Source organism: Micromonospora sp. NPDC049060 (genome assembly GCF_040649055.1).
GTDB lineage: Bacteria > Actinomycetota > Actinomycetes > Mycobacteriales > Micromonosporaceae > Micromonospora > Micromonospora reichwaldensis.
Genome location: NZ_JBEZEV010000078.1, coordinates 1 through 19,594 on the forward strand (window position 1 = coordinate 1; position 19,594 = coordinate 19,594).

Below are 19,594 nucleotides of genomic sequence, written 5' to 3' on the forward strand. Positions count from 1 at the left end.
CCACGCAGCAGCTCCCGCCTTATCGTGAGGCGTCGAACGCCGGGGATATCAAAGGAGTCGCGGCAAGAGCCCGACCCGCTCTGCACCCATTAGGGCTATCAGGGCGCCCACGGCAGCGTGCGTACCCCGTTCAAGCGGCGCCGCTTCCGGCCGAAGCTGTCACACAGGCAGAGAGCCGTGAACCGCGCCCACGCGAAGATCCGCGCCCGCGGTGAGCGAGCGATTGCCACGCTCAAGACCTGGAAGATCCTGGTCAAGCTGCGCTGCTGCCCACGCCGAGCCACCGCAATCGTGCAGGCCATCCTCGTCCTGCACCGCACCGAGTCCAACCGCTACGCAGGATGAAAAGGGCTGCTCACTGCTGCTCTCGGGGTCCAGCGCTGCTACCTGAGGGCATGCGTCAGAATGAGTAGATGACCGAGATCGACTGGGAGCGGCTGCGGGCCGCCGCCACCGAGGTGATGCGGCACGCGTACGTGCCGTACTCGAAGTTCCCGGTCGGGGCCGCCGCGCTTGTCGACGACGGCCGGGTGGTGGTCGGCTGCAACGTGGAGAACGCCGCGTACGGCGTGGTGCTCTGCGCCGAGTGCGGCGTGGTCTCCTCGCTGCACGCCACCGGCGGCGGCCGGATCGTGGCCCTGTCCTGCGTCGACGCCACCGGCGAGCCGCTGATGCCGTGCGGCCGGTGCCGCCAGCTGCTCTGGGAGCAGGGCGGCCCGGAGTGCCTCATCGAGGCGAGGGGCGGCCCGCTGCGGATGGCCGAGCTGCTGCCGCACGCCTTCGACGTGACCGACCTGGAGGCCGTGACGGGGGAGGCCCCGGTGCCCGTGGTGCCGGAGCGGCTGGCCGCCTGGCGCGGGCGCGGCACGGTCTTCGTGCACCCCGACCTCTCCGCCGGCCAGCAGGTCTGGACCGCCTACTGGGAGCGGTCCGCGGGCGACGACGACGGCGCCGAGACCGGCGTGCTGGAGGAGGGCCCGAGCTGGGACGAGCCGGCGGAGGCGATCACCTGGGGCCTCGCCCGTACGCCCCGGGTGGTGGTCGTGGACGCCTCGGGATCGATCTTCTGGGCCGGCGAGGGTGAGCCGCCGATGGAGATCCCGGTTCGCTGGGGTTGAGCTTTGGGGCCCGGGCCGACCGTGCCCGGCTCCGGGCGGTCAGGCTTGATCCCTCCGCCGGGCACGGTCGGCCCGAGCCCTCGGTGGTCGCGGTCCGCGTGCCGGTATCTGCATACGACTAGGAAGATCTTTTGTGATGAGTGCTTTCACGGCGGTTGACGTCATCCGGGTCAAGCGGGACGGGGGGGTGCTCTCCGACGCGCAGATCGACTGGGTGGTGGACGCGTACACCCGGGGGGTGGTCGCCGACGAGCAGATGTCGGCGCTGGCCATGGCGATCCTGCTGCGCGGCATGACAGGGCCGGAGATCGCCCGGTGGACCGCCGCGATGATCGCCAGCGGGGAGCGGCTCGACCTCTCCGCCGTCGACCGGCCGACCGTCGACAAGCACTCCACCGGCGGCGTCGGTGACAAGATCACCCTGCCGCTCACCCCGCTGGTCGCCGCGTGTGGCGCCGCCGTGCCGCAGCTCAGCGGCCGGGGCCTCGGGCACACCGGCGGCACGCTGGACAAGTTGGAGTCGATCCCGGGCTGGCGGGCGGCGCTGGGCAACGACGAGTTCACCGCCCAGCTCCGGGACGTCGGCGCGGTGATCTGTGCGGCCGGCGCGGGGCTCGCGCCCGCCGACCGCAAGCTGTACGCGCTGCGCGACGTGACCGGGACCGTCGAGGCCATCCCGCTGATCGCCAGCTCGATCATGAGCAAGAAGATCGCGGAGGGCACCGGCGCGCTGGTGCTCGACGTGAAGGTCGGCTCGGGCGCGTTCATGAAGTCCGTCGAGCAGGCCCGCGAGCTGGCCCGGACGATGGTCGAGCTGGGCGGCGCGCACGGCGTACGGACCGTCGCCCTGCTCACCGACATGTCCACCCCGCTGGGCCTGGCCATCGGCAACGCCGTCGAGGTGACCGAGTCCGTCGAGGTGCTCGCCGGGGGCGGTCCCGCCGACGTGGTCGAGCTGACCCTGGCGCTGGCCCGCGAGATGCTCGACGCGGCCGGGCTGCCGGACGTCGACCCGGCCGCGGCCCTGCGCGACGGCCGGGCGATGGACTCGTGGCGGGCGATGATCCGCGCCCAGGGCGGCGACCCGGACGCCCCGATGCCGACCGCGAACGAGGTCGAGGCGGTGCGCGCGGACACGGACGGCTTCGTCGCGGCGATCGACGCGTACGACATGGGGGTGGCGGCCTGGCGGCTCGGCGCCGGGCGGGCCCGCAAGGAGGACCCGGTCAGCGTGCCGGCGGGGGTCGTGCTGCACCGGCGTCCGGGCGACCCGGTGCGGGCGGGCGACATCCTCTTCGAACTGCGGGCGGAGGACGCCGCCCGGATCCCGGCGGCCCGGGACGACGCCGCGCGGGCGGTACGGATCGCGCCGACCGCGCCCGCCGCGACGCCGCTGGTCATCGAGCGGATCGGCTGAGCGCGGCGGTCCCCGGGGCGGCATGGTGTCGGCCCGCTCGGACCGCTATCCTCCCTGGCCAGGGGGGACAACCGGCGCCGAGTCGTCGCGAGCAGACAGGAATTTTCGCCGTGACCGTACCTGCCCCCGATCCACGGGAGGTGCGTGAGGCGAGCCTGGACGAGCTGTCCCGGCTGGGCCTCCCGCTGCCGCCCGCCCAGTTCCCGCTCGTGTGGGAGCCCGGTGACCAGATCGAGCTCCGCCCCACCGTGGAGATCGAGGCCCGCATCGCGGTGCTGCACCTGATCCTCGCCCGCTGCTTCGGGATGCCGCCGCAGTCGGCGATGAGCTGGCTGCTCGCCTCGCACCTGGTCGAGATGGTCACGCCGCCGGAGTTCCAGTTCGTGACCGGAGGCAAGGGCGACCACCGGTCGTTCGTGCTGCACCACGACGCGCTCTTCGCGCTGGCCTGGGTGCTCGGCCTGACCAAGCAGCTCGACCCGACGCTGCCGGTCGACGAGCGGCTGGTGGAGCGGATGCCGCACATCCACGACGGGGAGACCTTCGGCCACTGGCGGGCCCGGATCCTCACCGCCCCGCAGCACCCCGCCGACGCGGCCGCCCTGCTGGACCTGCACTACTGCCTGGACTGGGCCTACCTGGAGACGGAACGGGCCGGCCGTACGCCGCCGGGGCTGGTGGACGCGAACGCCATCGGCCAGCGCCGGTGGGCCCTGGAGTGGGCGGTGATGCTGCGCGGGCCGTACCACGACGAGCCCCCCGGCTGGGAAGAGGTCGACCTCTCCACCTGACGCGGGCCTGCCTTACACCTGAGTCGGGTGCCAGGTGGTCAGGCGTACCGCGATGGTCACCCGGACCGGCTCGGCGAGGGCGGCGACCCGGGCGGCGAGCCCGGCCGGGTCGGTGTGCCAGGCGCTGGGGCCCATCCCGACCAGCGTCGCGACCTCCGGGCTGGTCAGCGCCAGCTCCCGCCGGTGCAGGGTGGACGCCCCCGGGGTGAAGTGCCCGCCCAGGCTCTCGGCGACCCGGTCCGCCTTGGCCGGGTCCACCCGCAGCAGGCCGAGGGCGCCGACCAGTTCGGTCAGGTGGTCCTCGGCCGGCGTGACCACCAGCAGCGCGCCGGCCGGGTCGAGGACCCGGTGGAACTCCGCGCCGTTGCGCGGCGCGAAGACGTTCAGCAGCACGGCCGTGCCGGCGTCGGCCAGGGGGAGTCGCTGCCAGGTGTCGGCGAGCGCCGCCGCCGCGCGCGGGTGCGCCCGGGCGGCCCGGCGCAGCGCCGGCTTCGACACGTCGAGGGCGAGACCCGCCGCGTCCGGCAGCGCCGCCAGCACCGCCGCGAGGTGCCGGCCCGTCCCCGCCCCGGCGTCCACCACCAGGGGGTACGCCCCGTCGGCGCGCGCCTCGGCGACGTGCCGTACGGCCTGGGTCGCGGCGGCGGCGAGGGCGGCCGAGATGGGGTCGTAGTGGCCGGCGGCGAGGAAGTCGGCGCGGGCGGCCACCATCTCGGCGGTGTCCCCGGCGTGCGGGGCGCGGCCGGCGAGCAGGTTGACGTAGCCCTGGCGGGCCAGGTCGAAGCTGTGCCGGCGCGGGCAGCGCAGCGCGCGGGCGCCGCCGGTGGCGACCTCGGTCAGCGGCTCGGCGCAGACCGGGCAGCGGAGCCGTTCCACGATGCGGGGGTCCACCGGCTCATTCTCCGGGTCGGGTGAGGTGGTCGACCACCCGGTGGGTGAGCGCGTCCAGCGCGGCGACCTCGTCGGGGGTCAGCAGGTCGATGAGGTGCCGACGGACGGCCGCCACGTGGCCGGGGGCGGCTGCCTCGATGGCGCGCCGGCCCTCGGCGGTGAGTACGACGACGGCGCCGCGCCCGTCCGAGGCGCACTCCTCGCGGGCGACGAGGCCGCGCTGCTGCATGCGGGTGAGGTGGTGGGAGAGCCGGCTGCGCGACCAGAGCATCCGGTCGGCCAGCTCGCTGAGCCGCAGCCGTTGGTCGGGTGTCTCCGAGAGGTCGGAGAGCACGTCGTAGTCGGGCTCGGAGAGCCCGGCGTCGCGCATCAGCTCGCGGGCCAGCTCCAGGTCGAGCAGGCGGCGCATCCGCCGGTAGCCCCGCCAGGCGCTCTGCTCGCGCTCGTCCAGCCAGCGTGGTTGTGCCATGCCGATCATCCTAGCCATCTGGTTGACATGTCATCAACCCGCCTCCTAGGGTGGGTGACATGTCAACCAGATTGCCGGGCCGGCTGGCCCGCCTGCTGAGCGGCCTCGTGCTGTTCGGCGTCAGCGTGGCCCTGATGGTCCGCGCCGACCTGGGCCTCGCCTCCTGGGACGTGCTGCACCAGGGCCTCGCCGCGCGGACCGGGCTCCCCCTCGGGCAGGTGGTGAACCTGGTCGCCCTCGCCGTGCTGCTGCTCTGGATCCCGCTCCGGCAGCGCCCCGGCGTCGGCACCATCGCGAACGCGGTGGTGGTCGGCGTCGCGGCCGACGTCGCGCTCGCCGTCCTGCCGCCCGTGGCCCCGGTCGCCGGCCGGGTCGGCCTGCTGGTCGTCGGCATCCTGCTCAACGGGCTCGCCACGGCCCTCTACCTCGGGGCCCGCCTCGGTCCCGGGCCGCGCGACGGCCTGATGACCGGGCTGGCCGCCCGCGGCCTGCCGATCGGGCGGGTACGCACGGCCATCGAGCTCGGCGTGCTCGCCCTCGGCTGGGCGCTCGGCGGCACCGTCGGCCCCGGGACCCTCCTCTTCGCCGTCAGCATCGGCCCGCTGGCGGAGCACCTCATCCCGAAGTTCACCGTGCCGGCCCCGGGCCGGCCCGTCACCACAGGAGCGACCTCGCCATGCCCCGCCTGACCGTCATCGTCGCCAGCACCCGGCCCGGCCGCGTGGGCCGCCGGATCGGCGACTGGTTCACCACCCTCGCCGCCGCGTACGACGCCTTCGACGACGTCCGCCTCGTCGACCTCGCCGAGGTGGGCCTGCCCTTCCACGACGAGCCGCACCACCCCTCCGAGGGCCGCTACCTGCACGGGCACACCCGGGAGTGGAGCGCCACCGTCGCCGCCTCCGACGCCTTCGTCTTCGTCATGCCGGAGTACAACTACGGCTTCAGCGCGCCGTTGAAGAACGCGATCGACTACCTCTACACGGAGTGGCAGTACAAGCCGGTCGGCTTCGTCAGCTACGGCATGACCTCCGGCGGCCTGCGCGCGGTCCAGATGATCAAGCAGGTGGTGACCACCCTCAAGATGATGCCGGCCAACGAGGCGGTGACCGTGTTCCTGCGGCAGGCGCTCGACGACGCGGGGGAGCTCGTGCCGGACCCGGAGCGCGACGACGCCGCCACGGTGCTGCTCGACGAGCTGGCCCGGCTCACCGCCGCCCTCGCCCCGCTGCGGGTGACGGCGTGACCGCCCGGCTGTGGGAGCTGTTCGGCGAGCGCGGCCGGGGCGTGCTGGTGACCCTGCGCCGCGACGGCCGGCCCCAGCTGTCCAACCTCGACTTCCTCGCCGAGCCCGGCCTGATCCGCTGCTCCACCACGGACGGCCGGGCCAAGGTACGCAACCTGCGCCGCGACCCGCGGGCCAGCCTGCACGTCACCACCGCCGACGGCGGGGCCTACGCGGTCGCGGAGGGCGTGGTCACGCTCACCCCGCCCGCGGCGGCGCCCGGTGACGCCACCGTCGAGGAGCTGGTCGAGGTCTACCGGCGCATCCGCGGCGAGCACCCCGACTGGGCGGACTACCGGGCGGCCATGGTCGCCGACGGCCGGCTGGTGCTCCGGCTCACCGTCGAGCGGCTGTACGGCTGGCGTCCCTGACCGGATCCCGGCCGGTCCCGTCGGCCGCTTCCCGCGCGGCCGACTAGGGTCTGAGCATGGTCGCGACAATCCGTTACGAGGACATCGTCAAGGTCCCGAAGGCGCTGCTGCACGATCACCTCGACGGCGGCCTGCGGCCGGCGACGATCGTCGAACTGGCCGCCGAGGTGGGGCACGAACTGCCCACCACCGACCCCGAGGCGCTCGGCCGCTGGTTCGTCGAGGCGGCCGACTCCGGCTCCCTGGAGCGCTACCTCGAGACGTTCGCGCACACCGTCGCCGTCATGCAGACCGCGTCGGCGCTGCGTCGGGTGGCCCGGGAGTGCGCCCAGGACCTGGCCGCCGACGGGGTGGTCTACGCCGAGGTGCGGTTCGCCCCCGAGCAGCACCTGGAGCGGGACCTCACCCTGGACGAGGTGGTCGAGGCGGTGCTGGCCGGCTTCGTCGAGGGTACCGCGCTGGCCGCCGAGGAGGGCCGGCAGATCCGGGTCGGCACGCTGCTCACCGCGATGCGGCACGCCGCCCGGTCGCAGGAGATCGCCGAGCTGGCCGTCCGGCACCGGGACGCCGGGGTGGTCGGCTTCGACATCGCCGGCGCCGAGGCGGGCTTCCCGCCCACCCGGCACCTGGACGCCTTCGAGTACCTCCAGCGGGAGAACTTCCACTTCACCATCCACGCCGGCGAGGCGTTCGGCCTGCCGTCGATCTGGCAGGCGATCCAGTGGTGCGGGGCGGACCGGCTCGGCCACGGGGTGCGGATCGTGGACGACATCACGCCCGGCCCGGAGCCCGTGCTCGGCCGGCTGGCCGCGTACGTGCGGGACAAGCGGATCCCGCTGGAGCTGTGCCCGTCCTCGAACGTGCAGACCGGCGCCGCCCCCTCGATCGCCGAGCACCCGATCGGGCTGCTGCGGGACCTGCGGTTCCGGGCGACGGTGAACACCGACAACCGGCTGATGAGCGGCACGTCGATGTCCCGGGAGATGGCCCTGCTGGTGGACGCCTTCGGCTACGGCTGGAAGGAGCTCCAGTGGTTCACCATCAACGCCATGAAGAGCGCCTTCATCCCGTTCGACGAGCGGCTGAAGATCATCGACGAGGTGATCAAGCCCGCGTACGGCAAGCTGCTGGGCTGACCACGGCGGGCCGCCGCGTTCCGGCGGCCCGGTCAGGTGCGGTGCGGGTGGCCGGCGAGCAGGCCGGCCACCGCGCGCAGCACCTCGCCCGCCCGGGCCGCCTCGGCGCCCAGGCCGGTCTGCCGCCGCAGCACCGCCGGCTCGGCGCGCAGCAGCGCCAGGCCGCGGCGCACCAGCACCCCGGGCGCCTTGCGCTGCTCGGCGAGGTCGCGCGCCAGCCGGCGGACGAAGGTCGCCCCCCGGGGGCGCCGCAGGGCGTACGCCCCGGCCAGGACCCCTCTCCGGCGGCACTCCTCGACGATCTCGGCAGCGAAGATCCCTTCGGCCACGAAAAGTGGCGAACCGGCGACCTCGAATGGCCGGGTGGACACCCGACGGTCCGCACCGATCGCATAAACCGGCACATCGGCCTTGCCCTCCCTGGCCAGTCGGGCAATCGTCTCCACGGCCGCCGCAGCGTCCCAGGAGCGGGGAGACTCCCAATCCACCAGGCCGTTTCGTCGCGGCAACGTAGGGTCGTCACCGTCCTTGTAGAAGTCGTCCAGGCAGAGCACCGGAAGACCGGTGCGCTGCGCTATGTACGACTTTCCGGACCCGGAAGGACCGGCGAGCAGGACAACGCGATGAGGCTGCTTCATTACTTTCAGTGACTCCGGCCAGACGGATTGCTATCAAATTGCATCAACATCTCATCACACCGCTGGCTGCGGCCAACCTGGGCTTTCTCTTTGGCAGGTAGCGTGATGGAATCTCGGATGGTCCGGCCCGCAGGGTCGGCCGCTGGTCCTTGTCCAGGGGCAATGCGGATCCAGAAATCGCGAGGGCGGTGACGTGAGCAAACGGCCAAAGCCGGCGGGCTCCTTCCTGTCGCGTCTGCGCCGGCCGGCCGGCCGGTTCCGCGACATGCCGATCTGGTCCAAGCTCGGCCTCATCATGATCGTGCCGACCATCGCCACGGTGGTCGTGGGCACCAGCGGTCTGGTCGACCACCTGGAGACCCTCAACAACGCCAACCGGGCCGGCGACCTGGCCAACCTCGTCGGCTACTCGGGCGACCTGGTCGACGACCTCCAGAACGAACGGACCAACGCGCTGCGCCTGCTGGGCGTCCCGCGCGGCCAGGACAACGCCCGCTACAAGCAGGCGTACGAGCAGGCCAACAAGCAGGTCGACGAGGCCAAGGGGCGGTACTCCCAGCAACGGGCCGAGGTCGAGGACCTCCCGGCCAACCTCGACGGCCTGCTGGGCGAGATCGACCAGACCCTGACCGACCTGCCCGGCACCCGCAGCCAGGTCTTCAACGGCAAGCTCGGGCTCGTCCCGGCCATGCAGGCCTACGACGGCCTGATCGACGACCTGATCAGCATCCGCGACTCGGCCACGCAGCTCGCCGGCGACAACGAGCTCAGCGACAAGATGCGCGCATCGACCGCCACCGCCCGGAACAAGGAGTTCCTCTCCCGCCGCCGAGACGTGGTGCACCGGGCGTTCATCCAGCAGCGGCTCACCCCGAACCTGCGCAACGAGTACATCGCCACCAGCACCGGCTCCAGCCAGTGGCTGCAGAGCTTCCAGGTGGTGGCCAGCCAGCCCGAGCAGGAGTACTACGCCCAGGTGGTCGCCGGCCCCGACCTGCGCGAGGCCAACACCTACAACAGTTGGCTCAACGGCATCACCACCGCCGACACCCTGACCGGCGCCCCGTTCGACGCCGACCAGTGGGACGCGGCGATGGTGGCCAACGCCAAGCTGATCCGTACGGTCGAGGCGAAGATCGACCGCGAGGTCGTCGCGGGCGCGGAGAACCTCCGCTCCGACGTGCAACGCCAGGTGTTCCTGGAGACCGGCCTGCTGCTCAGCATGCTGCTCCTGGCGATCCTCTTCGCCTACCTGGTCGCCCGCTCGATGGCCCGCTCCCTGCGCGACCTGCGCCAGGGCGCCCTCTCCATCGCCCAGTACGGCCTGCCCCAGGCCGTGGCCCGGCTGCGCGACCCCAAGGTGACCGGCCAGCTCTCCCCGGTGCAGCTCGCCAACCAGATCGCCGAGCCGCTGCCGGTGCGCAGCAAGGACGAGTTCGGCCAGGTGACCGAGGCGTTCAACGCGGTCCACCTGGAGGCCGTCCGCACCGCCGCCGAGCAGGCCGCGCTGCGCGCGTCCGTCGCGACGATGTTCGTCAACCTGGCCCGCCGCTCGCAGATCCTGGTCGACCGCCTGATCGGTCACCTCGACCGGCTGGAGCGCGGCGAGGAGGACCCGGACCGGCTGGCCGAGCTGTTCCAGCTCGACCACCTGGCGACCCGGATGCGCCGTAACGACGAGAACCTCCTGGTGCTCGCCGGCGCCGACTCCACCCGCGTGCAGCGGCAGCCGGCCGCGCTGATCGACGTGCTCCGGGCGGCCCAGTCCGAGGTCGAGCACTACACCCGGATCGAGTTCGGGGTGATCGACCGGGACATCGAGGTCGCGGCGCACGCCGTCAACGACCTGGTCCACCTGGTCGCCGAGCTGTTCGACAACGCCACCGCCTTCTCGCCGCCGGACTCGCACGTCATGGTGGAGGCCCGGCGCGTCGGCGACCGCGCGTCGCTCTACGTGGAGGACCGGGGCATCGGGATCAGCCCCGACCAGCTCCACGACCTCAACGAGCGGCTCGCCACGCCGCCGCAGGTCGACGTGGCCGTCTCGCGGATGATGGGCCTGGTCGTGGTCGCCCGGCTGGCGTCCCGGCACGGCGTCAAGGTCGAGCTGCGTCCGGGCACCGACCGGGGGACCGTCGCCGAGGTGGTCATGCCGACCTCGGTGCTCGTGCCCCGGGCGCTCTCCGGCCGCCCGCAGTCGTCGCCCGCGCTGCCGGCGCCCGGCCCGCAGTCGCACGGCCCGGCCCCCGCCTTCGGCGCGCTGCCGGCGCTCGGCAACGGCCCGGCCAACCCGATGCCCACGCAGCGCCCCGGCGAGTCCGGCAACCAGGTCACCCTGGGCGGCCGGCCGTTCGATCCGGCGCCGCGCAACGGGGCCGGCACACCGGCCTCGGCCGGCTCGACGCGGTCCATGCCGGCCTGGTCGGACCTGACCGGCGCCAGCGGCTTCAACGGCGGCGAGGCCTTCCGGCCGCGCACGTCGAACGGTGAGCCGATCGACGCGCTGCCGCAGCGCCGGTCGACCGACGACCAGGACGCCACGGGCCAGCAGCAGGCCGTCCCCCGGCAGCTGCCCAGCAGCCCCGAGGCCCGGCCGTACTCCGTCCCGCCGGTCTCCGCGCCGCCCGTGCCCTACGCGGGCCCGCCGGTGTCGACCCCGCCGGTTCCCTACTCCGCGCCGCCGGTGTCCGGCCCGCCGGTCTCCGGCATGCCGGTCTCGGCGTCACCCGTCTCCGGCCACCCGTACTCCGGCCCGCCGGTCTCGGCCGCGCCGTACTCCGGCCCGCCGTACTCGCCGCCGTCGACCGGCCCGCTGCCGCAGCGCCCAGCCCCCGGCACGCCGGCTCCGCCCGCCTGGCCGCCGGTCGCCGGTGCCGACCGGGACGTGGCGACCCCGCCGGTGCCCGAGCGGCTGGCCGCCGCGCTGGACATGACGACCGAACTGCCGCGGGTGCCGCGCTCCGGCGCGTCGGCCCAGGCTCCCGCGCCGGCGGAGCGGTCGGCACCGGCCGTCCCGCAGGCGCGGCCGACCACGCCGCCGGCCCAGACCCCGCAGCGGTACGCGGACGAGACGATGGAGCTGCCGATCTTCCGGGAGCTCGAGTCGGCCTGGTTCCGTACCCGCCGCCCGGGGCCGGATGAGGCGGCGCCGGCCGCCGAGAAGACGCCGACCAACGGTGCACCGACCCAGCAGTTCGCCCGGGTCGACGCCAGCGGTCGGGCCGTGCAGCCGACACCACCCGGGACGACAGGTAACGCACCGATGGCAGACACTCCGGCGGCCGGAGGAGCGCCGCGCGAGAACGGACCGACGGCCAACGGGGGTGCCCGCCCCGGCTTCGCCGACAGCTTCGGTCACCGCCGCTCCTCGCAACAGACCGGTGGTTGGCAGACCGCGGCCGACGACGGGTGGCGCGCCGCCTCGGCGGCGACCGAGGTGCCCGTCGCGGCGACCACCTCGACCGGTCTACCCAAGCGCACCCCGATGGCGCAGCTGGTGCCCGGCGCGGTGGAGAAGCCCGCCCCCGCGGTGCAGCGGCGTACGCCGGAGGGTGTCCGAGGCCTGCTTTCGGCCTACCATCGGGGCGTGCAGCGGGGGCGTACGAACCCGTCGGACAGCAACCCGACCAGCCCGGAGGCGACTCCGGGAGGGCAGCAATCCTCGCAGTCTGGCTCAGGCCCGATGGCCGGGAGCGGGCAGAAGGAGCAAGAACGATGACAACTACGCAGGATCTCGGTTGGCTGCTGGCCAACTTCGCCGACCGGGTACCCGGTGTCGCGCACGCGGTCGCCGTCTCCGCGGACGGACTGCTCCTCGCGTCGTCACGGGACCTCCCGCGGGACCGGGCCGATCAGCTGGCCGCGATCGCGTCCGGCCTGGTCAGCCTCACCCAGGGCGCGGCCCGCTGCTTCGAGGGAGGCGCGGTGCTGCAGACAGTGGTGGAGATGGACAATGGCTTCCTGTTCCTGATGTCCATCTCGGACGGGTCGTCGTTCGCGGTGCTCGCCGCCCGCAGCAGCGACGTGGGACAGGTGGGCTACGAGATGGCCCTGCTGGTCGACCGGGTGGGCGACGCGTTGACCCCGCAGCCACGCGCGGCTGCGGGAATGCTGGGCTGACGACCCGTTGACCCGTGAGGTCGGCGGGGTGACAACGACAACGACGACGGCTCCATCCGGAGCCGGTGCCGGGTGCGAGGGAGGTGAGCGGCGACATGGCCGATCGTGACGAACCGACCGGAGCGTTGGTCCGTCCATACGCCGTTACCCGTGGTCGTACCCGCCCCCGCCTCGACATCGCGCTGGAGGCGCTCGTCGAGACGACGGTGCGCGGCCGCGCCGCTGCCAATGGCAACGGCGCTCAGGGCCGCGAGCACCAGTACATCGCTGCGCTGTGTGATGGACGTGTGCAGTCGCTCGCCGAGATCGCGGCGCGCATGCAGCTCCCGCTCGGTGTGGCCCGGGTGCTCATCGCCGACATGGCGACGGACGGCCTGGTCGCGGTCCACGAGCCGACCATCCTGGACGACTCGGACGACGCGGTGGGCACTGAACTGCTGGAGAGGGTGCTGAGTGGACTTCGCAGGCTCTGACATGTCGCACCGCCCGCCGACCCCGAGTGGGCGCGTGACGTCGGCGAAGATCGTTATCGCCGGTGGATTCGGCGTCGGCAAGACGACGCTGGTCGGCTCGGTCTCGGAGATCACGCCGCTGACGACCGAGGCCATCATGACCTCCGCCGGCGTGGGCGTCGACGACACCCGGCAGGTGCCGGGCAAGACGACGACCACGGTGGCGATGGACTTCGGCCGCATCTCGATCGACCGTGACCTGATCCTGTACCTGTTCGGTACGCCGGGGCAGACCCGGTTCTGGTTCATGTGGGACGAGTTGGTCCGGGGTGCGATCGGCGCGGTCGTGCTGGTGGACACCCGCCGGCTGGCCGACTGCTTCGCGGCGATCGACTTCTTCGAGCACCGGCGGCTGCCGTACCTGGTGGCCATCAACTGCTTCGACGGGATGCAGTACCACGACCCGCAGGACGTCCGGGACGCGCTCGCGATCCCCGGCGACGTGCCGGTGGTGGCCTGCGACGCCCGTAACCGGGAGTCGACGAAGCACGTGCTGATCTCGCTGGTCGAGTACGTGCTGACCATGCGGCGCTCGCGCGCCGTTGCGCCGGCCTGATCGCCGCGACGCGCCCGGTGACGGCCTCGGCCGCCACCGGGCGCTCGTCGCTGCCCGCGCCCCGGTGGGGCCAGGTCAGGACACCCGCGTCCAGGCACCCGCGCTGACGGTGTAGACGCCCAGCGAGCCCTGGTCCATGCCGCCGTGCCGGATGGGGGTGAAGGAGTACATCCCCGCCATCCCCTCGGTGACCTGGTTCTGCAGGAACGCCCGGATCCGTCCACGGTCGACGCTGGTGGACAGCCGCGCCGCGTCGGCGATCAGCTGCACCGCGTCGGACGCGTACGGGGCGAAGCCGCTGAACCCGCCGTGCAGCTGAACGTAGCGGTAGACGAACTCCTTGCGGTCCAGCGCCGACATGGTGGTGTTGGCGAGCATCGCCCCGCCCAGCGAGGTCGGGTGGACGGCGTACGCGCCCTCCAGGAGGGCCGCGTTCCCGCCCTCCAGGGTCTGCTCGGCGACCCCGCCCGCGTCGAGGAACACCGGTCCGTCGTAGCCGGCCCGGCGCAGCGCCCCGACCGCGGCGGCCGAGTCCGGGGCGGTCGCCCAGACCACCACCCCGTCAGGGCGCGAGCCCGTCGCCGCGCGGGCCGCCCGGCGGAGGTCCGCGCCGGTGCGGGGCAGCCGGGTGGCGGTGCCCAGCGCCACCCCGGCCGTCCGCAGGGCCCCTGTCATGGCCCGTACGCCGGAGTCGCCGTGCAGGCCGTCCGCGGCCAGCAGCGCCACCCGGGAGAGCCGCTGCGAGGCGATGAGCCGGGCGAGCCGTCGGGCCATGTCGCCGGCGTCCGGGGTCATCTTGAAGACGTACGTCCGCTGCGCCAGCGGCAGCACGATCCCGTCGCCGAAGGCGAGTGAGAGGAACGGCACCCGCTCCTTCTGCGCCACCCCGGCCAGGGCCATCGAGGTCTCGGCCAGGGTGCCGCCGACCAGGGCGTGCACGCCGCCGTCGCGGGCCAGTGCGGTGGCCTGCCGGGCCGCCAGCGCGGGGTTGCCGGCGTTGTCCCGCACCTCCAGCCGTACGGCGCGGCGGAGGTTGCCGATCGGTACGCCCTTGGCGTTTAGCGATTCGAGGGTGATCTCCAGCGCCCGCTGCTGGAGGACGCCGAGCGCGGCGCCGGGACCGGTCAGCTCCAGGCTGACCCCGACCAGCAGTTCCTGACCGCCCGGCGCGACCGCCGTGGCGCGATCGCCCTCGCCCGCCTCGCCGCGCCCGCAGGCGCTGAGCAGGAGCGTGCCGGCCGTCGCGGCCAGCAGCCCCCGACGGGTGAACACGGAGGGGCCGTTCGCCGATGTCGCCATGAGTCGCCTTCCCACCCGGCGACCCCTGCCGCCGGCTGTTCCGCCGGTATGCTCCCGGCCGCCGCGACGTGGCGTCAAATTATCCGGGTGTGGGCAGGAACACGCAGGTGGGAGGCGGTTTCCCGGCGGTCAGGAACGGTAGCCGGCGGAGCGGTACTCGTATTCCCGGTCGTCGTCGCGGTCGCCCGTGTCGCGGGTGAAGTCCCAGCCGCCGGCGGCCTCCCGGCCGGGTCGGCCGCCGACCGCGAACCCGCCGATCTCCTGTCCACGGCGCCAGCCACGGAAGTAGCCGGTGGTGTTCTCGGCGAGGCTCGCCGCGTCGCGGACGATCCGCAGGGGTCGCTCGTCCCGCAGCGGTGAGCCGGGGACGAGGTTGGCCTGGGGGACCCGCTTCGGCAGCCCCGCCGGGGTCTCGGCGCCGACCGCCGGGCGGGCGGCCTGCTCGGCCGCCTGCCAGCCGGTGTCGGCCGTGGTCGACCACTCCAGGTCGGCCTCGTCGTCGTGCCCCACGAACCAGGCGGACTTGGCCTGGGCGAAGATCAGCAGGTCGCCGTCGCCCTCGTCGGACACGGGCGGCGGGCGGCGCTCCATCGGGGGCGCCGGGCGGTACTCGGCCGCCGGCCGCTCGTCACGCGGTGCCGGCCGGTACTCGGCTGCCGGCCGCTCCTCGCGGGGCGCCGGTCGCTCGTCGCGGAGTGCCGGGCGGTATTCGGCGGCCGGTCGCTCGTCGCGGGGCGCCGGCCGGTACTCGGTCGGCGGCCGCTCCTCGCGGGGGGCGGGCCGGCCATTGCGGGCGGCCTCCTCGCGGTCGACAAGCCGCAGCGGGGGCGTCTCGGGCTGGGCGTCGGCGGCCGGGCCCGTTCCGTCGCGCAGCGCGCGGTCCGCCAGCGGCGGCGGCTCGACCAGCCGCAGCACCGGCGGCTCCTGGGGCAGGTCGTCGGCCAGCCAGGGCGGGGTGACCCGGCGCTCCGCCCCCGGATCGGTCGGGGCGTCGACGCCGCGCCCGCCGCGGTCGCCGTAGGAGCCGACGACAGGGTTCTTGGCGGAACTGTCGGCCGGGTCCTCCGGGTTGTTGACCAGCGGCCAGTTCGCCCGGGAGCCGGGGGGAGCGGACTCCGCCCGGTCGGCCGGGGAGGCGGGTTCCTGGCCGGGGCGTGGCGTGGGCACGGGAACGCTGAGGTCGGTGGCGCTGAAGCCGCCCGTGGGCGTGGCCGGCTCGCCGTTGGTCTTCGGGCGGGGCGGGATCACGGTGCGCTGGCGCTCCGCGCGGGCGCTCTGGATCGCCGCCGTGGTCAGGGTGGGGCGGAACGGCTCTCCCGCCTCGGCCGGCGGCACCGTGCCGCGCTGCGCCGGCGCGATCGGGGTGATGCCCGGCGGCGGGGGCGGCGGCGCGGAGACCGGGCGGTTGGTCGGGCCGTCGATCCGGCTCGGCAGCGACCCGGGGCGCGTCGGGGGCGCGGAGACCGGGGGACCGGCGACCGCGGCCGGCGTCATCGGCGTCGGCGCGACCGGCGGCGGGCTGACGGGGGCCGGTGCGACCGGCGGTGGGCCGAGCGGCCGGGGGGCCGGGGGTGGCGTCGGGCCGGAGGCGGGCTCGGGCCGGCTGCGGCGGCCGCCGCCCGGGGCGGGCTCGGGCTCGGCGGGCCGGAGGGCGCGCAGGCCGTTGCCGGCGGGGGTGAGGCCGGACAGGGCACCGCCGGTGGGGGCGAGGCCGGGTGCGTCGCCGAGCGGTTCGCCGTGCCGGATCGCGGCGCGGCGGCCGGGGGCCGGGGTGGCGGGCGTGCCGACCCGGTCGTTGAGCGCGCCCACCAGTGCCTGGCAGCCGGCGTCGCAGGCCCGGACGGAGGCGACCGCCTGTCGCACGGTCTCCGCCACGGCGGAGGTGAGGGCGCGGTTGACGGTGGCGCGTCGGGGCGTCTCGCTGATGGCCACCCGCAGGGCGGTCACCGCTGAGGTGAGCTCGTCGGCGTCGGCGACCCCGTCGGCGGCGAGCCGCGCCGTGACCGCCTCGGCGGGGGCCGGGGCGTCGTCGCCGAGGCCCGCGGTGCCGCTCAGCATGCCGGGCTCGGGCAGGGCGTCCAGCACGGCCAGCGAGACCGGCTCGGCCGGGTCCGGGTACGCCCGCAACGCGGCCGGGTAGAGCTCGCGGAGCACCTCCCGCAGCGCGACGGCGGCGGAGTGCCGGCCGCTGGCCAGGGCGGCGTGGGCGGCGAGGACCTGCTTGTAGCCGGCGAGGTCCCGGGGGGCCGGGAGGGTGACGGCGGAGAGGGCGCCGGCCTGCAGGGCGCGGGCCAGGCCGACGGCGCGCCGCTCGGCCGGGGGCGACTGCATCTCCTCCAGGGAGTCGTCGTCGGCGAAGCGCTCGGCGAAGTCGTCGACGGAGTCGTCGTCGGCGATCGCCAGTGGACGCCCGGCGGCGCTGAGCAGCGAGGTGACCGTGTGGTCGTCGCTGTCGGCGGCGATGGCCGCACCGCTCGGCCCGCCCGACCGCTCCACGAGCAGCGCGACCAGCTGGGCGTAGCCAGCGGGGTCGTCGCCGATCTCGCAGACATGCAGCAGACGGCCTGCGTCGTCGACCACAGCGGACGTCAGCGTCGAACCGGCCGAGACCGGTCGGTCGGCCGGATCCGCCGAGGCCAGACCGCAGTACACGCGCACGAGCGCCACGGCGTCGTCCTCCTCCCGGGACACAAGGCTTTCACTGCCAGAGACTGATGCTCCCCGTAAAGGGTCAGTCGCGCCAGTCCACGGTCGCAGAGATCTTCCCGACAATGGTGCGCCAACCCAGACTTGCGGTTTGTGCCCCGATTTTCCTCAGTCGGCGCCGACCGAAGAACCCGCCGACGCCGCCGTCGACCGAGGCACGCAGCGCCTCGTCCAGGTCGTCGAGGCTGGAGCCGGCGGAGAGCATGTCCAGCACCGCGGGCAGCCGCAGCGCGTACGCCAGGTCGCGGGCCACCTCGCCGGCCTCGATGAGCAGCGTCCAGTCCCAGGTGTCGTGCCCGCCGCGGAGGTTCTCCACCACCAGGTCGAGCTCGTAGACGTCCTCGTCGAGCGGCGCGATGTCGGCCGGCTCCACCCGTTCGGACAGTTCAGTCCAGCTGTCCAGTTGAGACAGGTCGTTCGGCGCCCCGGAGCGGATGAAGCTGACAAGCGACTCGGGCGTCTTGAAGAGCAGCAGCTTCCCACGGTGGGTGAGGAAGACCGGCACCTCCTCGTCGCCCGCCTCGTCCTCGTCGTCCTCGGCGGCGGTCTCGGCGTCCTCGTCGTCGGTCGCGTCGCGGCGGCGGCCCTTGGCCTCCTCGTCGTCGCTCTCGGCGAACTCCTGGGCGACCTCCTCGTCGAGGATGACGACGGCCTCGTCGTCGTCCTCGTCGTCCTCCTCCGTGACCTGGCGGCGGGCCAGGAACGGGTCGTCCTGGTCGCGCTCGGTGACGTCGGTCGGGGTCAGCTCCCGCGCCGGCCGGTAGGCCCGCAGGGTGTAGCCCGTGCCGGCGGGCAGCGCGATCTCCACCGGGTCGATGCGCAGCTCGTCCCAGAGGGCGCGGGCGGCCTCGGCCGAGACGGTTGCGGTGCCGGACTCGGCCGGGGCGTCGGCGTCGTCGAGCTCGGGCTCGTCGGCGTCGGGCCGTTGGGGCGACTGGCGGGCCACGCTGACCTCCGTGTGCTTCGGGTTGCCCGCCGGCGTCCGCCGCCGGCGAGTGACTCTGGGCACATACCCTAGTGGGCGTCTCCGGGAGACCGGTGCCCGCACCCCGGTGGCGGAGCGGGCGGCCGACAAGTAGCGTTGCTACACATGAAGGCCCAGGCGCTGCACGGACACCTCGACGCGCTGCTGCTCGCGGTGCTCGAGCAGGGTTCGCTGCACGGCTACGCGATCATCGAGGCGCTGCGCAACCGCAGCGACGGGCAGCTCGACCTGCCGACCGGCACCATCTATCCCGCGCTGCGCCGGCTGGAGCGGGCCGGCCACGTGGCCAGCACCTGGAGCACCGTCAACGGGCGGGAACGGCGGACGTACCAACTCACCGACGAGGGCCGGCGGGCGCTGGCCGGCGAGCGGTCCGGGTGGCGCGAGTTCCGCTCCACCGTCGGCCGGTTCCTCGACACCGACACCCCGCCGGCGGCGCCGGCCTGACGGGCACCGGCCAGCGCGACAGGCCGGTGTCCCTCGTCCGTCCTCCGTCCGTGCGGGACGGGCGGCGGCCCTCCGGCCCGGGCGGGGCGCCCGATCCGTGGCGGGGATCAGCGGGCGGCGAGCAGCCAGGTGCGGGCGGCCCGGCCGAGCCAGAGGTAGCCGGCGGCGGCCACCACCGCGCCGATGATCATGGGCGGCCAGGTGAGCGCGTCGTCCCAGAGGCCGATCGACCACGCGAAGAGTGCCGAGCCGGTCAGTACGCCGAGGGCGAGGACCCCGACGAGGGCCGCCCCCACCGCCCGGTCGGCGCCGCCGCGCAGCGCCGCCCGGCCGGCCGGCAGCAGCCCTGTCGCGGCCAGCGCGAACGCGGCCGCCCAGATCCAGCCCACCGACGCCGACAGCAGTTGGTAGGCGGCCGGCGGCGGGGAGCCGCCCCAGCTCGACCCCTGCCAGGTGAGGTCGCCGGCGACGAACGCGACAGTGGCGAGCGCGATGACCCGCAGCGACAGCCCGCGCAGCGCGCCCGCCGCCAGCTCCGCCTGGTAGGCGGGGGCGAGCTGCGCCGGCGAGCCGAACTCGGCCACCGCCCGGCGCTGCGCCTCCGTCGCCGGTAGCCCGTCGGCCCGGTACGCCTCGACGGCGTCCAGCAGCCCGTGCCGTGCCTCGGTCAGCAGGTCGGACTTGAGCCGGCGCGGCCCCCGCAGGTGTGCGCCCAGCTCCCGCAGCCGTTCCTCCACCGTCGTCGCGTCGTCCTCGCCCCGCATGGCCCCACCCTGTCACGGGTCGCCGCCGGACGTCGTCGGGGACAAACCCTGGCCCGACCCGGAGCCGACGGGCGGGTCGGGGCCGGCCGG

At 74.4% G+C, this 19,594-nt stretch carries 19 protein-coding genes and 1 pseudogene; 13 read left to right on the forward strand and 7 right to left on the reverse strand.

Translation table 11 applies throughout. The features are described 5' to 3' along the window. Nucleotides 1-93: 93 nt before the first annotated feature. The 4 genes and pseudogenes from AB0B83_RS23470 to AB0B83_RS23485 all read left to right on the forward strand — a co-directional run. Nucleotides 94-345: pseudogene (locus AB0B83_RS23470) on the forward strand (transposase family protein); the annotation flags it as partial. A 68-nt stretch (nt 346-413) separates the two neighbouring features. Continuing rightward, nucleotides 414-1,118, forward strand: coding sequence for a cytidine deaminase (locus AB0B83_RS23475; protein ID WP_357579969.1), 705 nt, complete (start codon nt 414-416; stop codon nt 1,116-1,118). A 136-nt stretch (nt 1,119-1,254) separates the two neighbouring features. Further along, nucleotides 1,255-2,535 (forward strand): thymidine phosphorylase, encoded by a 1,281-nt coding sequence (locus tag AB0B83_RS23480; RefSeq protein WP_357579970.1) that lies wholly within the window; start codon nt 1,255-1,257, stop codon nt 2,533-2,535. Nucleotides 2,536-2,645: 110 nt separating this feature from the next. Beyond that, on the forward strand, nt 2,646-3,326 hold the full coding sequence (locus AB0B83_RS23485; protein WP_132231450.1) for a DUF4272 domain-containing protein: 681 nt from the start codon (nt 2,646-2,648) through the stop codon (nt 3,324-3,326). A 12-nt stretch (nt 3,327-3,338) separates the two neighbouring features. On the opposite strand, the gene AB0B83_RS23490 is transcribed toward AB0B83_RS23485, so the two are convergent. Further along, nucleotides 3,339-4,217 carry a putative RNA methyltransferase gene (locus AB0B83_RS23490; RefSeq protein ID WP_357579971.1) on the reverse strand — a complete coding sequence of 293 codons (879 nt, stop codon included), beginning with the start codon at nt 4,215-4,217 and terminating at the stop codon, nt 3,339-3,341. Between the two features lie 4 nt (nt 4,218-4,221). Further along, nucleotides 4,222-4,686: a MarR family transcriptional regulator gene (locus AB0B83_RS23495; RefSeq protein WP_357579972.1), complete on the reverse strand. Its 465-nt coding sequence runs from the start codon at nt 4,684-4,686 to the stop codon at nt 4,222-4,224. A 59-nt stretch (nt 4,687-4,745) separates the two neighbouring features. On the opposite strand from AB0B83_RS23495, the gene AB0B83_RS23500 reads away from it, so the two are divergent. Genes AB0B83_RS23500 through AB0B83_RS23515 form a run of 4 tightly spaced genes read left to right on the forward strand, consistent with a single transcriptional unit; the run spans nt 4,746 to nt 7,478 of the window. Further along, the gene (locus tag AB0B83_RS23500) at nt 4,746-5,375 is read left to right on the forward strand and encodes a hypothetical protein (protein WP_357579973.1); all 630 of its coding nucleotides are present in this window, start codon (nt 4,746-4,748) and stop codon (nt 5,373-5,375) included. After that, nucleotides 5,363-5,932, forward strand: coding sequence for an NAD(P)H-dependent oxidoreductase (locus AB0B83_RS23505; protein WP_357579974.1), 570 nt, complete (start codon nt 5,363-5,365; stop codon nt 5,930-5,932). Before AB0B83_RS23500 ends, AB0B83_RS23505 begins: the two co-directional genes overlap by 13 nt. Next, complete coding sequence (locus AB0B83_RS23510; RefSeq protein ID WP_357579975.1) at nt 5,929-6,342, forward strand: PPOX class F420-dependent oxidoreductase; 414 nt, start codon at nt 5,929-5,931, stop codon at nt 6,340-6,342. The genes AB0B83_RS23505 and AB0B83_RS23510 overlap by 4 nt, the downstream gene beginning before the upstream one ends. Before the next feature lie 56 nt (nt 6,343-6,398). Beyond that, nucleotides 6,399-7,478, forward strand: a complete 1,080-nt coding sequence (locus AB0B83_RS23515; RefSeq protein WP_132231438.1) for an adenosine deaminase — start codon at nt 6,399-6,401, stop codon at nt 7,476-7,478. A gap of 32 nt (nt 7,479-7,510) precedes the next feature. Here the strand turns inward: AB0B83_RS23515 and AB0B83_RS23520 are convergent, their stop codons facing one another. Beyond that, a complete protein-coding gene (locus AB0B83_RS23520; protein WP_311413734.1) occupies nt 7,511-7,849 on the reverse strand; it encodes a hypothetical protein in 339 nt (112 codons plus the stop codon). A gap of 460 nt (nt 7,850-8,309) precedes the next feature. Here AB0B83_RS23520 and AB0B83_RS23525 point away from each other — a divergent pair, with 460 nt between their 5' ends. The 4 genes from AB0B83_RS23525 to AB0B83_RS23540 all read left to right on the forward strand — a co-directional run bounded on the left by AB0B83_RS23525 (nt 8,310) and on the right by AB0B83_RS23540 (nt 13,303). Next, nucleotides 8,310-11,834, forward strand: coding sequence for a nitrate- and nitrite sensing domain-containing protein (locus AB0B83_RS23525; RefSeq protein ID WP_357579976.1), 3,525 nt, complete (start codon nt 8,310-8,312; stop codon nt 11,832-11,834). Continuing rightward, a complete protein-coding gene (locus AB0B83_RS23530; RefSeq protein WP_007455462.1) occupies nt 11,831-12,235 on the forward strand; it encodes a roadblock/LC7 domain-containing protein in 405 nt (134 codons plus the stop codon). The genes AB0B83_RS23525 and AB0B83_RS23530 overlap by 4 nt, the downstream gene beginning before the upstream one ends. Nucleotides 12,236-12,330: 95 nt before the next feature. Continuing rightward, entirely contained in the window at nt 12,331-12,708 is a 378-nt protein-coding gene (locus AB0B83_RS23535; RefSeq protein WP_132232372.1) for a DUF742 domain-containing protein, read from the forward strand. A 1-nt stretch (nt 12,709) separates the two neighbouring features. After that, nucleotides 12,710-13,303, forward strand: coding sequence for an ATP/GTP-binding protein (locus AB0B83_RS23540; protein WP_132231432.1), 594 nt, complete (start codon nt 12,710-12,712; stop codon nt 13,301-13,303). 75 nt (nt 13,304-13,378) lie between these two features. Here AB0B83_RS23540 and AB0B83_RS23545 read toward each other — a convergent pair whose 3' ends face one another. The 3 genes from AB0B83_RS23545 to AB0B83_RS23555 form a co-directional block, all read right to left on the reverse strand. Next, nucleotides 13,379-14,602, reverse strand: coding sequence for an ABC transporter substrate-binding protein (locus AB0B83_RS23545; RefSeq protein WP_357579977.1), 1,224 nt, complete (start codon nt 14,600-14,602; stop codon nt 13,379-13,381). 129 nt (nt 14,603-14,731) lie between these two features. After that, on the reverse strand, nt 14,732-17,293 hold the full coding sequence (locus AB0B83_RS23550) for a transposase (RefSeq protein WP_357579978.1): 2,562 nt from the start codon (nt 17,291-17,293) through the stop codon (nt 14,732-14,734). A 40-nt stretch (nt 17,294-17,333) separates the two neighbouring features. After that, the gene (locus AB0B83_RS23555) at nt 17,334-18,254 is read right to left on the reverse strand and encodes a DNA primase (protein WP_357579991.1); all 921 of its coding nucleotides are present in this window, start codon (nt 18,252-18,254) and stop codon (nt 17,334-17,336) included. Nucleotides 18,255-18,398: 144 nt separating this feature from the next. On the opposite strand from AB0B83_RS23555, the gene AB0B83_RS23560 reads away from it, so the two are divergent. Beyond that, entirely contained in the window at nt 18,399-18,740 is a 342-nt protein-coding gene (locus tag AB0B83_RS23560) for a helix-turn-helix transcriptional regulator (protein ID WP_357579979.1), read from the forward strand. A gap of 107 nt (nt 18,741-18,847) precedes the next feature. Here the strand turns inward: AB0B83_RS23560 and AB0B83_RS23565 are convergent, their stop codons facing one another. Continuing rightward, nucleotides 18,848-19,504 carry a permease prefix domain 1-containing protein gene (locus tag AB0B83_RS23565; protein ID WP_357579980.1) on the reverse strand — a complete coding sequence of 219 codons (657 nt, stop codon included), beginning with the start codon at nt 19,502-19,504 and terminating at the stop codon, nt 18,848-18,850. Between the last annotated feature and the right edge of the window lie 90 nt (nt 19,505-19,594).

Excerpts from the sequence above, each read along its gene's own strand:
- AB0B83_RS23475 (WP_357579969.1), top strand. The coding sequence starts at position 414 with ATGACCGAGATCGACTGGGAGCGGCTGCGGGCCGCCGCCACCGAGGTG.
- AB0B83_RS23480 (WP_357579970.1), top strand. The coding sequence starts at position 1,255 with ATGAGTGCTTTCACGGCGGTTGACGTCATCCGGGTCAAGCGGGACGGG.
- AB0B83_RS23495 (WP_357579972.1), bottom strand. The coding sequence starts at position 4,686 with ATGGCACAACCACGCTGGCTGGACGAGCGCGAGCAGAGCGCCTGGCGG.
- AB0B83_RS23500 (WP_357579973.1), top strand. The coding sequence starts at position 4,746 with ATGTCAACCAGATTGCCGGGCCGGCTGGCCCGCCTGCTGAGCGGCCTC.
- AB0B83_RS23505 (WP_357579974.1), top strand. The coding sequence starts at position 5,363 with ATGCCCCGCCTGACCGTCATCGTCGCCAGCACCCGGCCCGGCCGCGTG.
- AB0B83_RS23515 (WP_132231438.1), top strand. The coding sequence starts at position 6,399 with ATGGTCGCGACAATCCGTTACGAGGACATCGTCAAGGTCCCGAAGGCG.
- AB0B83_RS23530 (WP_007455462.1), top strand. The coding sequence starts at position 11,831 with ATGACAACTACGCAGGATCTCGGTTGGCTGCTGGCCAACTTCGCCGAC.
- AB0B83_RS23535 (WP_132232372.1), top strand. The coding sequence starts at position 12,331 with ATGGCCGATCGTGACGAACCGACCGGAGCGTTGGTCCGTCCATACGCC.
- AB0B83_RS23540 (WP_132231432.1), top strand. The coding sequence starts at position 12,710 with ATGTCGCACCGCCCGCCGACCCCGAGTGGGCGCGTGACGTCGGCGAAG.
- AB0B83_RS23545 (WP_357579977.1), bottom strand. The coding sequence starts at position 14,602 with ATGGCGACATCGGCGAACGGCCCCTCCGTGTTCACCCGTCGGGGGCTG.
- AB0B83_RS23560 (WP_357579979.1), top strand. The coding sequence starts at position 18,399 with ATGAAGGCCCAGGCGCTGCACGGACACCTCGACGCGCTGCTGCTCGCG.
- AB0B83_RS23565 (WP_357579980.1), bottom strand. The coding sequence starts at position 19,504 with ATGCGGGGCGAGGACGACGCGACGACGGTGGAGGAACGGCTGCGGGAG.